The 15550-nt window shown below is 45.5% G+C and carries 12 protein-coding genes; 10 read left to right on the forward strand and 2 right to left on the reverse strand.

Annotated elements, in window-relative coordinates; all coding sequences use genetic code 11:
- Positions 1–3 precede the first annotated feature (3 nt).
- The 4 genes from C400_RS0107665 (at position 4) to C400_RS0107680 (ending at position 5630) form a co-directional block, all read left to right on the forward strand.
- A complete protein-coding gene (locus tag C400_RS0107665) occupies positions 4–2220 on the forward strand; it encodes a DUF5702 domain-containing protein (protein WP_017426550.1) in 2217 nt (738 codons plus the stop codon).
- Complete coding sequence (locus C400_RS0107670) at positions 2189–3184, forward strand: pilus assembly protein (RefSeq protein WP_017426551.1); 996 nt, start codon at positions 2189–2191, stop codon at positions 3182–3184. Before C400_RS0107665 ends, C400_RS0107670 begins: the two co-directional genes overlap by 32 nt.
- Before the next feature lie 87 nt (positions 3185–3271).
- Positions 3272–3784 carry an A24 family peptidase gene (locus C400_RS0107675; protein WP_026065394.1) on the forward strand — a complete coding sequence of 171 codons (513 nt, stop codon included), beginning with the start codon at positions 3272–3274 and terminating at the stop codon, positions 3782–3784.
- A 61-nt stretch (positions 3785–3845) separates the two neighbouring features.
- Complete coding sequence (locus C400_RS0107680; RefSeq protein WP_017426553.1) at positions 3846–5630, forward strand: DUF6382 domain-containing protein; 1785 nt, start codon at positions 3846–3848, stop codon at positions 5628–5630.
- Positions 5631–5836: 206 nt separating this feature from the next.
- Here C400_RS0107680 and C400_RS0107685 read toward each other — a convergent pair whose 3' ends face one another.
- Positions 5837–6751: a TIGR01777 family oxidoreductase gene (locus C400_RS0107685; protein WP_017426554.1), complete on the reverse strand. Its 915-nt coding sequence runs from the start codon at positions 6749–6751 to the stop codon at positions 5837–5839.
- Between the two features lie 297 nt (positions 6752–7048).
- On the opposite strand from C400_RS0107685, the gene C400_RS0107690 reads away from it, so the two are divergent.
- The 4 genes from C400_RS0107690 (at position 7049) to ppnP (ending at position 12155) form a co-directional block, all read left to right on the forward strand.
- On the forward strand, positions 7049–8176 hold the full coding sequence (locus tag C400_RS0107690) for a deoxyribonuclease IV (protein ID WP_017426555.1): 1128 nt from the start codon (positions 7049–7051) through the stop codon (positions 8174–8176).
- A gap of 22 nt (positions 8177–8198) precedes the next feature.
- Positions 8199–9098: a formyltetrahydrofolate deformylase gene (purU, locus tag C400_RS0107695; protein WP_017426556.1), complete on the forward strand. Its 900-nt coding sequence runs from the start codon at positions 8199–8201 to the stop codon at positions 9096–9098.
- Between the two features lie 406 nt (positions 9099–9504).
- Positions 9505–11550 carry a transketolase gene (gene tkt / locus C400_RS0107700; protein WP_017426557.1) on the forward strand — a complete coding sequence of 682 codons (2046 nt, stop codon included), beginning with the start codon at positions 9505–9507 and terminating at the stop codon, positions 11548–11550.
- Between the two features lie 290 nt (positions 11551–11840).
- Positions 11841–12155, forward strand: coding sequence for a pyrimidine/purine nucleoside phosphorylase (gene ppnP / locus C400_RS0107705; RefSeq protein ID WP_017426558.1), 315 nt, complete (start codon positions 11841–11843; stop codon positions 12153–12155).
- A gap of 108 nt (positions 12156–12263) precedes the next feature.
- On the opposite strand, the gene C400_RS0107710 is transcribed toward ppnP, so the two are convergent.
- Positions 12264–13163 carry an NAD(P)-dependent oxidoreductase gene (locus C400_RS0107710; protein WP_017426559.1) on the reverse strand — a complete coding sequence of 300 codons (900 nt, stop codon included), beginning with the start codon at positions 13161–13163 and terminating at the stop codon, positions 12264–12266.
- Positions 13164–13414: 251 nt separating this feature from the next.
- On the opposite strand from C400_RS0107710, the gene C400_RS0107715 reads away from it, so the two are divergent.
- Positions 13415–14770 carry a glucose-6-phosphate isomerase gene (locus C400_RS0107715; RefSeq protein ID WP_013369975.1) on the forward strand — a complete coding sequence of 452 codons (1356 nt, stop codon included), beginning with the start codon at positions 13415–13417 and terminating at the stop codon, positions 14768–14770.
- A gap of 147 nt (positions 14771–14917) precedes the next feature.
- Positions 14918–15550 carry a YigZ family protein gene (locus tag C400_RS0107720; RefSeq protein ID WP_013369976.1) on the forward strand — a complete coding sequence of 211 codons (633 nt, stop codon included), beginning with the start codon at positions 14918–14920 and terminating at the stop codon, positions 15548–15550.

Below are 15550 nucleotides of genomic sequence, written 5' to 3' on the forward strand. Positions count from 1 at the left end.
CGGGTGTTTGGTAAGGGACGTAATACAAAGGACGGGGAATCAGGGGCTGTCACGGTTTTCCTCATTCTGATTTTGGCGGTCATGTTTGGTTTTATTGCTGTATTTATTGATTATGCGAGAATTGCTGCACTGCATGTACAGACTGAACGTCTGACCCATGCGGCGGTTCGGTCTGTGATGTCTGCTTATGAACCGGCATTACAGCAGGAATACGGTTTGTTTGCTTATGGTGAAGGTGGCGGAGAACAAATTATGGTCAAAGTGCTGAATGACAGTACACGGCGTACGGCGCGCGCGGAAACGCTGCCTCTAATGAATATGAAGCTGGATTCCAGTTCACTGCAAATGGAAAGGGAGCTTGGTAAATATGCCATATTTAACGAGCAAATCCGTGAAGAGATGAAGTATAAAGCACCTGTCGATTTTACGATGGAAGTGCTAGAAAAGCTAAAGCCGCTCTCTCAAAATATGAAAGAGGCTTCACACACGGTAGATTTGCTGAAACGGCTGCAAAAGCTGTACGACAGACGAGAGGCCAAACTGGATGACATGCTGGAGAAACAGCGTAAGGCAGGAGCTTATATGGAAGAGGTTCGCAAACGGATTATTAAACAGAGTGGGACATATATGCCCAATCAGTATATATGGGACCCACTTGAAGTTGTAGCCGACATTGCTGCTCAATATAAGCATTACGTGCATGTATATGAGGACAACAAGAAGAGTGTGGACGATGTTAAAATCATGCAGATGGAGAAATATGCAAGAAGGGCAAGGATAGCGCTGGATCGCCTGCGACAGGTCATGGTTCAGACTGGAGAGGAGCATGATAAGCTGCTTCTGGAAGCCAAGGAACCTTTGAATGAAGCTCGGCAAATTAATGAAGAAATGCGCAAAGTCATTGTCCAATATAAACAGAGAGCGGCCAATGCAGGTTATGACGAGGTTTCCGCAGCCCCCACCCCAAGCGGAGCGGGCTCCAACGCCGATCCGTCTGTAGGAAGTGCCCGGCAAAGGGCAGAGGATTTGTTGGTTCCGAACAATGAATTTGAGCAATGGGAAGCAGAAATCGAAAAGCAACGGACTGCAATAAATGCTTCTAACAATAGATTAACGAGTATTATGCGTACGCTATCTTTCTATACAGATCCATTTTTGAATGCAGACATGCTCAAGCAAGAAGTTGCTTCAACGCTCAAGGAGATAGATAAATACTTAAATACGTATGCTTGGGCGGGACCCGCCAATGTTCTCGACGGTGAGGCTAGAACGATGGATACGCGACGCGGACCGGACAAAGAACGCAAGAAAATGGAAAAAGAGGCGAAAAACAAGATCAAGCAAGCTTATCGGATCATTGAGGTTCTTTCTAAAGGTAAACAAAGTGCTGAGCAATTCCGAGTGGTGGAGCAGTATTACAATGAAAGTATTTCTTTTAATCAGTCTTCATCCAGTCCATCTGTATCCGCTGATTTGTCCTATGACACCTATGATGCAGCGGGGGATTCCATGGATAGTATGGATGGTCTATACGAGGCGGCATCCAACTTACTGACTCAACTGGGAGACGAGTTTTACCAGAATGAATATGCGCTTTCTTACTTCCATCATGTGGATTTCAGCCGATTTGGCAATTTGGCTGGATCAGGTGGAAATGTGGGTAATGCTGCACAGATTTTAGGGGACCAGTTGGAGGTGAATAATCAGGAAGTTGAGTACATTTTGTATGGGTTTCATAATCCGACAGGTAACCTGGCATCTGCCTATGGGGAAATTTTTGCTATGAGGCTTGCCATTCGAACGATGGAGGGACTGGTCAAAAACAGTTCAAAGGGTAACCCGTTGGTCGTTTTGGCGGCAGCTTTGTTATATGGAGTAGAGAAGGCGATTGAAGATATGATCATGCTGGCACAAAAAGGGGATGTGCCTTTGTCTGACTTTCTGAAATTTCGAATGACTTACAAGGATCATTTGCGATTGTTCCTGATGCTTCATAGCAATAATGAACGAAAAATGTCTCGTATGCTTGCTTTGATTCGCTTGAATACAGATGTGAATCCCGCTGAGCGACGGACGTATGCAAAGGGTGAGGTCAAGAATGGGATGAGGCTGTGGTTTCTACCTGGAGTAATGAAGATGCTCGGAACCGCCTCCAAAGAAGGCGAGAGTATTAAGGGAAGTGTGTACTATGTCACGAAAACAGCGCATTTTTCCTACTAATCAGTATCTACAACAGGTGTGTGGACAGAAGCAGCGTGAACAAGGAAGTATTGTTTTAGAAGCGTCATTGGTGCTGCCATTGTTTTTGTTTTTTATTATTTTTCTCATTTATATGGTCCAAATGACACTGGTCTCCACAGCTTTGCAGACTACTGCTTCAGAAACAGTTAAGCAGGTTTCGGCTAAAATCTACCCAGTGTCTCTAGCCGTGGAGGCGACGTCCGCGAAAATAGATGCAGTCCGCGAACCGCTGGATGAACTGCCCAAGTTATCTGTGAGTGAATATGCAAGCCAATTCACTGCCCAACTGCCACCTCCAATCGGTGATTGGGTAGAAACTGCTATTCAAGGCGGCAAAAAGCCGCTGGAGGAGTTACAGGGACGCTTGACGGAGGCTGCACTTGATCCTGTTCTGAAGCCGATGCTAAAGCCTTTTATGGAGAAAAGTATTCTGGAGTATGACCGTATTCACATAACGAGCGTACATGTACCCTCTCTTACAGAAACTAAGGACCCTTATTTTAGAGTAGAGCTATCGTATGAACTGCCGATGAAGGTTCCCTTTTTGTATCGCAACATTGTGCTCCAAGCGGCAGCTGAGGAACGTCTTTGGATTGGTGATACAGGAGAGGGAGCAGGTACAGGTGATGCAACAGGGGAGAAGGATGCGCAGCATTCCATACAGTTGCTCGTCAAGCCTGAACCTGCTGTGAAGGGTGTATACAATTTGATCAAGGCCAAGGTTGAACCTGGGACGAATGCTGCCCTTTCTGTACTCTATAAGTCAGGTGAAAGCACAGCTCAGCACTTGGGCTGGACCTCGGCCGATGCAGACGGGATTGTTGAATGGAACTGGTTTGTGGGAACAAACACAACACCAGGTCAATGGAGCTTTGTAATTGAAACGGAGGATGGCCAACGTATTGAGGTTCCGTTTTCTGTGCAGAAGACAACTGATGGATAGGCTAGATATAGATGTATAGAGATAACTACAATGAAAAATGATTTAGCAGGCCTGTTAATTTTCATTGTTATAAGGGGGAAGATCGCATTGACGTGGATGTATATTGTGTGCGGAGTTCTGCTGGCGATCGCGCTAGTGACAGATTTACGAAGCATGAAAATACCTAATAAGCTTACATTGCCCGGCATAGCGGTAGGCTTGCTGTTCAATACTCTGTTCGGAGGTTGGCACGGTTTTTTATTTGCTATTGCTGGTCTTGGCACCGGCTTTGGATTCATGCAGATTTTGTACTGGATGGGAGCAATTGGTGCAGGAGATGTAAAGCTGTTCGGCTTAATTGGAGCCTGGACAGGAGCTGCTTTTGCATGGCAATCGGCTCTATATTCGATTTTTTTTGCAGGCATTATTGGTATAGGGATTTTGCTATGGAGGAGGGAAACCATCATGAGATTGCGACGCGTGGCGTTTAATTTGGGAGGGTTTTTCCTGTTTCGCAGCGGCAAAGCGCTGACAAGCGGGAGAGAAGCACACCTCAGATTTCCTTTTATGACAGCAGTTATTCCGGGAGCGGTCAGTGCTTATCTTTACTTCTTGTCATGACGTGTCCGATTCGTGAGATCATGCTACCTCAGGGAATAAGAATTTGTAAGGAGGTCATGAATTGTTTGGTTTAAGTAGGGATTTTGTTCGTAATGGCGGAACGTTTATGATACTAAACAAGGAAGGCGGGCTCAAGACCGATGATTTAAATTCTGTACAGACCCGAATGATGACTGGCAATCGGATTCCCGGTCTACTGGAACTTAGAATCAAAGAAGTCGATTTTCAGATCGAGTTACATTACGATATTTCGGCGCGACGTATGCTTTCCCAAGTATGGAAAGGTGGGAATGTGTCGATTTCTGATTTCTACCGGATTCTTTTTGAAATAGTAGATGCTCTTCATCGTAGCCCACAATATATGTTAAATATCCGCCAGTTTATTTTGCACGAGGATTACATTTTTATAAGCGGTTTAGGTACAAGGGAAAGCGTCAGTTTGACCTATGTTCCTTTGTGCAGTGTACAGTATACGGAACAAACAGGTAGTTATTTTAAGCAGATGGTTATTCGCTTGATGACTCGTGTGGCTCACCCTCAGGGAGAATCTATACAGCGCATACTCGATCTATGCGAGAGAAATGAATTTGAGTTGGGCGCGTTGAAGGAACTACTGTTGCAAGGGATGACGGCCAGTGAACAGAGCGTCGGGGGTCTGGATAAAGGTAGATCATCTGTTCATTCCTCTCATACCATACAGGGTAACGATACAGATCGTGGAGGAAGAATGTACGGGCAAGAACATCGGGAGACTCTGCAGGAAATTCAGGAGCTTAAGCGAGTCAATCGACTCAAGCAGTCCACAAAATCAGAGGAGAATGTCGAGTTAGGAGCCGACAACGAAATGGAAGATGAACAGGCGGAGCCTAAATTACAAAAATATAAAACATACATTGCTCTCGGATGTCTGCTCGCTTCGGCCATTGTTTGGCGTTATATTTATTTGGATCATCCTGAGACGGTGTCCTTGCTTATTTCAATTGTGCTGACTTCGGTACTTGTCGCTGTTGCTTATATAAGCTGGACGGGGAAATTAGAGCGCAATCGAGCTTCATCTCATTTTTATAGTGAAGCAGTACCTGTATTGGATTCGGAATGGTTAGGAACTACTCCTCCAGCACAACGAAAAAATGACCGTTATCAGGTAGATAAGCTGACTGGGTTTGTAGCGGGACGCCATCATCAAGACAAGCCATCAACTGATTCAAGTGATCAAGCACAGGAGAGCTGGCGTTGGACTTTTCCAGACTTAGAACCTAAAAGCATGGGAAGCCGAACGACGGAGGATAGAGGGAAAGTAAGTACAAATTATGACTTGCACGAGCCTTCGAGGAAAGGTTCCGCGCCGGGAAATGAATTGGACGACAGCGATACCAGCGAGGCTTATTATAAGTCCTTGTCCGGGGTAACGGAGCTACTCAATACGGTATCCAAGCAGGAAACCGTGCTGCTTCGTCCAGATCAAGACATACAGAGTCCAACTGTTCAGCACTCGCCAATTGCTTGCTTGGATCGTAAGTTACCTGGGAGTGGAGAAACCGAGCGCATACGGTTGCAGCCCGACCAATTCGTTGGAGGCAGCTTTATCATCGGTAGAGATCCGCAATTGGTCCAGTTTGTAGAGCATACGGATGGAGTTTCTCGTTCTCATATTGAGATTTGTATAGTTACAGGAGGGAAAAGCCACATTGTAAAGGATTTATCCTCGACGAACGGAACTGTGCTGAATGGAGAGCCTATGGTGCCTTATAAGGAGTATACCATGCAGGATGGAGACACTTTTAAAATCGCTGGAGTCTCTTATACTTATCGATTGGACTCTTTTAAATCCTCTAATGCATCTTGAGTAAACGTTAAATGGATATATGTTAAGAAGAGGCCTGTTATATTCTGGGCTTCTTTTTTATAAATAGAAGATTATTCATAGGCCTGAAGCAAGGCAACTCAAAGATCTCAAGTTTAATTGATAAATTATGTCTAAATCAAAAATGAACCCTAAGCTGGTAGAGATACAAAGATATTATCTATCCTCCATAGAGTTCATTTTTTAATTCAACGCTGCTTGTGAGGAGAATGAAGTTCCTCTAGCGCCTCCTTCAGTGAAGAATACTTAAACTTAAATCCGTGCTCCAGCGCTTTACGCGGTATTACCTTTTGGCCGTCTAATACAAGCGTACTCATCTCACCCAATAGCTTTTGAACTAGAAAGCCAGGAACGGGAAACCAGTGTGGACGACGATATACCTTAGCTACTGTTTTCCCAAATTGGTCGTTCGTCATAGGGTGTGGTGATGAAGCGTTCACTGCCCCGGAAATCTCTGGTGTATGAATGCAATACGAGATCAGACGAACGATATCGGCAATATGAATCCAACTCATCCATTGATGGCCGCTCCCTATTTTTCCACCGAATCCGAAGACGTAAGGCATCTTCATGAGTGAGAATGCTCCTTTTTTTCTGTCCAGCACTAGGCTGATGCGTAACTTAATTAGACGGACATCGGCAGGGTAGGCATTGGCAGCTTCCTCCCATTGCTCAACCACCTGAGACAGAAAATCTTCCGAACGGCGCGGACTTTTTTCGTCAAATGTTTCGGTCAAGGAGGTACCATAGGCGGCAACAGCCGAAGCCTGAATGATAACTTCCGGTTTCTTTTGCAGAGCATTCAACGCTTGAGCCAACCGGGCAACGGAAAGCAGTCGTGATTGAAGAATTCTTTGTTTGGACTTGTCTGTCCAGCGCTGATTCAGCGTCTCACCTGCTAAATTAACGACCGCATCTGTACCTTCTAGTAATTCAGGCTTTTGTTTTAATTCGTTCCAGCTCATATACTGCAAGCGGGGGCTCGCTTCGTGTCCAACCAGCGGCTTGCGGGTAATGACTTTCACCGTATATCCGTCATCTAGCAAGCTTTTGACCAGCGCACTCCCCACCAATCCAGTTCCTCCGCATACGATGATGTTCATGGAGTCAGTTCTCCTTCCAATTCGAAAAAATAGTTCTGTTATAAAATATAACCCTTTTTGATACAAAAGCTTCATATTGAACATATCTGTGTACGCTGAGAAGGTCCATTCACGCTTTATTCTACCTACATTTCAATAACATATATTCTGATGGGCACTATGTCTGTATGTTCCATAAAGGGAGTCATTTAAAAAAAAGTTGCCATAAACGCTATGTTGTTTGATTTCAATAATCACGTTAAAATGATTAAATTAAAATAAGACAAGCATAACAGGATAGGGGGATGAATCAAAATCATGCTGAAAATTGGTTCTCATGTGTCCTTCTCGGACAAGGGTCTGCTCAGCGCTACAAAAGAAGCGTCTTCTTACGGGTCCAGCTCGTTTATGATATACACGGGGGCACCTCAAAACACGCGCCGTAAGCCGATGGAGTCCATGTATTTGGAGGAAGGCAAGCAGCTAATGGCGGAAAAGGGAATGGAAGATATCGTGGTGCACGCTCCATATATCATCAATCTCGGTTCCTACAAAGAAAATACCTATGAGCTTGCAGTCAGTTTTCTACAGGAGGAAATTCGGCGCACACATGCGATTGGTGTGAAAAATATTGTGCTGCATCCGGGGGCTTTTACAGATAAAGATGCAGAGTACGGAATTGGACGCATTGCTGATGGTTTGAACGAGGTACTGAACGGTGTGAAGGAGACAGATGTCAATATTGCACTTGAAACGATGGCAGGCAAGGGCACAGAAATGGGTCGTAGCTTTGAGGAAATTGCCTCCATTATAGATAAAGTAGAGCGCAACGAGCGTCTAACGGTTTGTATGGATACCTGTCACATTCATGATGCGGGTTATGACATTGTCAATGATTTGGACGGTGTACTGGAGCAATTTGACCGTATTGTCGGCTTGGATCGCATCGCAGTTGTCCACATTAATGACAGCAAAAATCCAGTTGGTGCGCATAAAGACCGCCATACACCGATTGGATCGGGCTGGATTGGTTATCAGACTATTCATAATGTGGTACATCATGAAGCACTTCAAGGACGTCCGTTTATTCTGGAGACGCCGTGGATCGGAAAAGAAGCCAAAACTCAACGACCAATGTATGAGGTTGAGATTGCCTTGCTTCGCGGAAATGTAAAGGAACGCTTTGGAGATGAGTTTTTGAGTCAGGTGGAACAGCTGCATTCGTTTTTCAAAAAACAGGATGTGGATGTCCGTGAATTTGTACTGGATACCTGGACTCTGCTGAAAAATGATGCTAAAGCAAGAAAAGCAGATCCACGTGAGCCGCTGGAGCGTCTGTATGACATGATAATGGAAGCAGCACTCTTTCCAGAGATGAGCGAAGAACACATTAATCAACGGTTGATTGCCTGGTTAGCCGGTAGTCATCTGCCTGTGACGGTATAAGATAAGGGGGACTAATAGCCACATGGAAATTCACGTAAAACATCAGCCAAACAGCACTGTATCTACACATGAAAACCGTGCACGCATGCTTGTATCTTGTCCAGATGGGCCAGGTATTGTAGCGACCGTGTCCCGCTTTTTGTACGAGCATGGGGCCAATATCGTCCAATCTGACCAATATACAATGGACCCGTCCGGCGGTATGTTTTTTATGCGGATTGAATTTGATTTGCCTAATTTGAGTGCAGCTCAGTCGCAATTGGAGCAGGACTTTGTCGCTGTTGCCGAGCAATTCCGTATGGAGTGGACGATTTCTGCGGTCAGCCGCAAGAAAAAATTGGCTATTTTCGTTTCCAAAGAAGATCACTGTTTGGTAGAATTGCTGTGGCAGTGGCAGGCAGGGGACCTGGATGCGGATATTTCACTGGTGGTTAGTAATCATCCTGATATGAAGGAGTATGTGGAATCCTTTGGCATTCCGTATCACCATATACCAGTGACAGCCGACACGAAGCCAGAGGCAGAGCGTCGTCAGCTAGAGGTCATTGGCGAAGAGATTGACGTGATCATTTTGGCCCGGTATATGCAGATTATTTCGCCTAAGTTTATTGAGCATTATCGCAACCGGATTATCAATATCCATCATTCCTTTTTACCTGCATTCGTGGGTGGCAAGCCGTATGCCCAAGCTTATAATCGCGGTGTGAAAATTATTGGTGCTACTGCGCATTATGTAACCGAAGAATTGGACGGTGGTCCGATCATTGAGCAGGACGTGCAGCGGGTGAGCCACGGAGATGATGTAAATGAGCTAAAACGGATCGGTCGCATGATTGAACGGGTCGTGTTGGCAAGAGCCGTGAAGTGGCATACAGAGGATCGTATATTGGTTCATGAGAACAAAACGGTCGTTTTTAATTGAACTTAACAATTTCAAATTCATGAAAACTTGTGAGTTTACATGTCAGATTAAACAAAGCCCAGTGCATAATGGGCTTTGTTTTTTTGTGTGGGGTAGGTATTTGCATTATATCTGGAACCTATAAAAATTTTTTTGCGATTTCTTTATTTTTTAAATGATGTTAATACATAACGGGTATATTGATATGAGGGCTGTACTACAATTCGACCATTTCGACAATCATCTTTATAAACGATCTGGCAAACTTTCACGGCAAATGGTACAATACTTAAGAATGTATAAGTCATATTGAAACATTCAAGCAGATTCACTCACTTCGATAGCCCTGTTTCTATATCGGACGGGAGCATTGGAGAGTATGACGGAATGCAATTGACATACTTTATACAATATGAGGAGGCAAACCATGACTGACCAGAATCAAGCGATTCAAAAGGATGAAAACTCCACCATTGACAATTTGTCCATCACAACGATCCGTACGTTGGCAATTGATGCCATCGAGAAAGCGAATTCGGGACACCCTGGTATGCCGATGGGCTCCGCGCCAATGGGCTACCAACTTTTTGCTAAAACAATGAACCATAACCCAAATCACCCAACATGGGTGAACCGTGACCGTTTTGTACTGTCTGCAGGACACGGTTCTATGTTGCTATACAGCCTTCTTCACCTGAGCGGATATGATCTACCTATGGAAGAGCTAAAGCAATTCCGTCAATGGGGCAGCCTTACACCGGGTCACCCTGAGTTTGGACACACTGCTGGTGTAGATGCTACAACTGGACCTCTGGGACAAGGCTTGGCAATGTCCGTAGGTATGGCTATGGCAGAAGCACAACTGGGTGCAACATATAATAAAGATGACTTTAAAGTTGTGGATCACTTCACATATGCTATTTGCGGCGATGGCGATCTAATGGAAGGTATTTCGCATGAAGCCGCTTCGTTGGCTGGTCGCCTTCAACTGGGTAAGCTGATCGTATTGTTCGATTCCAATGATATTACACTGGATGGCAAGCTTAATCTGTCCTCTTCCGAAAGTGTTGCCAAACGCTTTGAAGCATACAACTGGCAAGTGTTGCGCGTAGAAGATGGTAATGATCTTCCAGCGATCCAAAAAGCAATTGAAGAAGCACAAGCCGATTCGACACGTCCTACGTTGATTGAAGTAAAAACAGTCATTGGTTACGGAAGCCCGAACAAACAAGGTAAAGGCGGACACGGTGGTACTCATGGTTCCCCGCTGGGATCAGAAGAAGCTAAACTGACTAAAGAATTCTACAAATGGGTATACGAAGAGGATTTCCATGTACCACAAGAGGTTCGCGAGCACTTTGCTAAAGTAAAAGAGCGCGGTATCGCAGCTAACAAAGCATGGGATGAACAATTTGCGAAATACAAAGCGGCTCACCCTGATTTGGCAACTCAGTTTGAAACTGCTGTAAACGGCGATCTTCCAGAAGGTTGGGATCGTGACCTTCCGAAATACTCTACAGAAGACAAAGCGGTTTCAACTCGTGTAGCTTCTGGGAATGCACTGAACGGATTGGCTCCAAACGTTCCTTTCCTGACAGGCGGATCTGCTGACTTGGAAAGCTCCACAATGACACACTTGAACAACCTGACGAACTTTACGCCAGAGGACTACGCTGGCCGTAATATTTACTTCGGTATCCGCGAGTTCGGTATGGCTGCTGCGATGAACGGTATGGCGTTGCACCAAGGCGTAAAAGTATTCGGCGGTACATTCTTCGTATTTACAGATTATCTGCGTCCAGCCGTTCGTCTGGCAGCTCTGATGGGATTGCCTGTAACCTACGTTCTGACTCACGACAGTATTGCTGTTGGTGAAGATGGCCCGACTCATGAGCCGATCGAACAATTGGCTTCTCTGCGTATTATCCCGAACCTGACGGTCATTCGTCCGGCTGATGGTAATGAAACTTCTGCTGCTTGGGCTTACACGCTGGAAAACAAGAAAAACCCGGTTGCACTGGTATTGACTCGTCAAAACCTGCCAATCCTGGCTGCTACTGCTGAGCATGCACGCGAAGGTATCAAACGCGGTGCTTATGTGGTTGCAGATGCAGCAGACGGCAAACCGGTTGCTCAAATTCTGGCTACAGGCTCCGAAGTACAACTGGCTGTTAAAGCACAGGAAGCACTGGCAGAAGAAGGTATTCAAGTACGCGTTATCAGCTTCCCAAGCTGGGATCTGTTCGAAAAACAAGACAAAGCTTACAAAGATTCCGTTCTGCTGCCTGAAGTTAAAGCTCGTTTGGCTGTAGAAATGGCGTATCCACTGGGATGGGAAAAATATGTTGGCGACCAAGGCGACATTCTCGGTATCAGCACATTTGGCGCATCCGCACCTGGTGACCGTGTAATTAAGGAATACGGCTTTACAGTAGAGAATGTTGTTAGCCGTGTCAAAGCTTTGTTGAAATAAAACATTGGAGCATCAGCAATTAGGAAGAGTTTGTCCATAAATCCATGATCGTGTATTGCTGGCAAACGACTTACCTGCTGTGGCAATCCATGTATCACAAACAGTCGTAACCTGAGTAAGGCTTACGGCTGTTTGTTTCATACATTTGTCTTTTGCGATAAAATGTCTTTGAATTATCAGTGGATAGAGTACGCAGATACAGTGTGTATTTTCATACTGAAGCTGGAATCCAAATTATGTTATGATGCACCATATTCATTCACCATTGAGAGCAGATGAGGGGATAACGAATGACACAGTTCGATGGAGTAAGCGTAGTTAAAAAAGCAAATGTTTATTACGATGGTCAGGTTACAAGCCGCACAGTTATCCTAGGTGATGGTAGTAAGGTAACACTGGGGATTATGTTGCCGGGAACATACGAGTTCGGTACGGATTCCCGTGAGATTATGGAGATTTTGGCAGGGGACCTGAGAGTGATGCTTCCAGGTACTGAGGAATGGCTGGAGATACATGGCACATTGACCTTCCATGTACCTGCGAAGTCTTCCTTCAAGCTGGAAGTACGAAGTGTAACGGATTATTGCTGTTCTTATCCGGAATAATGAGCTGAAAAGGGTAAGAGCACTCAAGCTACTAGCCGAGTGTTCTTACCCTAAAGCTGTGTTATAAATACAAACACACAGCAGCATGGTTACAAAGAAAAGTACAGCTTACTCAAGAGGCTGACCACCAATGGTGCGGCCAATCCATGCTTCGTATGTCTTTACAACAGCAGATAGATCCTCGTCGCCATAGCCTTGTGTTTGTCCGGCTTGAAACAAGCTTTTGGCAATGGACAACATAGGCGTAGGGATGGACAGGCTGTCTGTTAGTGAGGCAGCGAGCTTCAAATCCTTGAGCATCAGGGCAAGTGAGAATTGGTTGCTAAAATCATGCTCGATGATTTTGCGCCCTTTCAGGTCAGCGGCCTTGCTACCTGCCGATCCGAGCTGTACCAATTCTAGGAAGCTGTCTGCTGGAATGCCGGATTTAGCCGCGATGGCAAAGCCTTCAGCCAGAGCGAGGTTATTTATACCGACCATCGTATTGTGAGCGAGCTTGGCCACGGCCCCGCTACCATTTGGTCCCATATGGAGCACCTTTTTGCCCAAGGTATCAAAAACATCTGATTGTGCCGCAATCGTTTCTGCATGACCGCCGACCATGAACACGAGTGTTCCATCTACAGCGGCAGGCTTGCTGCCTGTTACGGGGGCATCAATGAAGGAGCAGCCCAGCTTGTCCGCTTCGACGGCCAATTGTTTGACCAGCTCAGGTGAAATTGTGCTGTTGTCCATCACGGTCATACCAGCCGTAAGACCAGCAAACACACCGTCCTGACCGTAATACACGTCACGTATTGATTGATCATCGCTGACCATGGTAATGACCAGGTGCTGCCCTTCGGCCGCTTCACGAGGGGTCGAAGCTGCACGTGCGCCTTGCTCTACCAAGGGCTCGCAGCGCGAAGCGGTACGATTATAAACTGTGACTCCGAATCCCTGCTTTAGCAGATTGGATGCCATCGGGGCGCCCATCGTGCCCAGTCCGATAAATCCGATGTTTTTCATTGCTAATCACCTTTCTTGTTGGAAGTTGCCGTCCGATGCAGATGCGAGTTCGGCTTGAATTGAATATTGAAACAGATTGCTCTCAGTTCATTGTAGCATGGGCATGCTACCCTATCTACAGCAGGGTCTGTCGAGGCACAGGACACACAGGTAACGCAAGCTTGTCAGGCTCAGCAAATTAAAGTATCCTATTCCTAAGTCCTTATGTTCGTATTCATGGTCTTAGTAATACCAAACAGGAGGTTCCAAACATGTCTAAAAAAGTTATTTTTGATTACACTAAAGCGCTCTCCTTTGTAGGGCAGCACGAAATTGATTATTTTGCAGAGCCCATCAAGTTGGCTCATGAGCAACTGCACAATCAAACAGGTGTAGGTTCCGATTTCTTGGGTTGGATTGACCTGCCTACCAATTATGATAAAGAAGAATTTGCGCGCATCCAAAAGGCTGCTGCTAAAATTCAAAGCGATTCCGAGGTATTGATTGTAATCGGTATTGGCGGTTCTTACCTTGGAGCACGTGCTGCGATTGAAATGCTGTCGCATTCTTTCTACAATGCGCTGCCTAAAGACCAACGCAAGGGTCCAGCTATCTATTTTGCAGGCAACAACATCAGCTCTACATATGTGAATCATCTGTTGGAACTGATTGAAGGAAAAGACTTCTCTGTGAATGTCATCTCCAAATCAGGTACAACAACCGAGCCAGCTATCGCTTTCCGCGTATTCCGTGCGGCTCTGGAGAAAAAATATGGTAAAGAAGAAGCGCGCAAACGTATTTACGCTACAACGGATAAAGAACGTGGCGCTCTGAAAAAGCTCGCTAACGAGGAAGGCTATGAATCCTTCATTATTCCTGATGATGTGGGTGGCCGTTACTCCGTGCTGACAGCAGTAGGCTTGTTGCCGATTGCTACAGCAGGCATCAACATCGAAGAAATGATGCAAGGTGCAGCAGACGCTTCCAAAGAATACAGCAACCCGAATGTAGCTGAGAACGAGGCTTACCAATATGCAGCCGTTCGTAATGCTTTGTACCGCAAAGGTAAAGCAATTGAAATTCTCGTAAACTATGAGCCGTCTTTGCATTTCGTATCCGAGTGGTGGAAACAGCTGTACGGAGAAAGCGAAGGCAAGGATTATAAAGGTATTTATCCAGCTTCTGTTGACTTCTCGACAGATCTTCACTCTATGGGACAATTCATTCAGGAAGGCAGCCGTAACATTTTCGAAACGGTAATCCAAGTAGAAAATGTACCTAGTCACATCACCATCGAAGCAGATGAGGATGATCTGGATGGACTGAATTTCCTGGCAGGCAAAACAGTGGATTTTGTAAACAAAAAAGCATTCCAAGGTACATTGCTGGCTCACACAGACGGACAAGTACCAAACCTGATTGTAAATATTCCTGACTTGAGCCCTTACTCCTTTGGCTACCTTGCTTATTTCTTCGAAAAGGCTTGCGGTATCAGCGGCTACCTGTTGGGCGTAAATCCGTTCGATCAACCGGGCGTAGAAGCTTACAAAAAGAACATGTTTGCGCTGCTCGGCAAACCGGGCTTCGAAAAAGAAAAAGCTGAGCTTGAAGCGAGATTGTCTGAATAAGGGAACTATAATTTCTGATTCGAAACAGGCTTTCGGTCTGAAGCGTTATAGTGTATAGCATCAATTAAGTACAGGAAAGCAGTTCGCCAGCTGCCAGAAGCGGGGAACTGCTTTCTTGTAAAATGAAGTAAGGAAGGTTATACGTGTATGTTGGAACAATACCGAACTGTACGCGGTGCCGGCAACAAGGAAATTGTAATCCGAAAATCGCGTTTTATCGGCCATATTCAGCCTGTTCAAACTGAGGAAGAAGCAGTTGCTTTTATAGAGCGCATCAAAAAAGAGCATTGGAATGCTACCCATAATTGTTCGGCTTATATGATTGGGGAAAGAGATGAAATCCAAAAGCAATCGGATGACGGAGAACCGAGTGGGACGGCTGGTAAGCCTATTTTGGAGGTAATCCGTAATCAGAAGCTGAAAAATGTCGCTATTGTGGTTACTCGATACTTTGGCGGAATTTTGCTGGGAGCAGGCGGACTGATTCGTGCATACTCAGATGGTGCTGTTGCAGCTATTGAAGCAGGGGATGCGATTACGCGTGTGCTGCATCGTGAAGTTTTTGTGGAGTTGGATTATACTTGGTTGGGCAAAGTGGAAAATGAATTACGTAATCGCAGTATCCGTACTGGAGAAACGATGTTTACGGATAAAGTTACCTTAACCTGTCTGCCGCTGGCTGGTGATGCGGAATCCTTCTGCAACTGGATAACCGACTTGACACAAGGACAATCGCTTGTGTCGGAGGGAGAGCAGCTTTACTTTATTGAAGGGGAATAA

The organism is Paenibacillus sp. ICGEB2008, assembly GCF_000307675.1.
GTDB lineage: Bacteria > Bacillota > Bacilli > Paenibacillales > Paenibacillaceae > Paenibacillus > Paenibacillus polymyxa.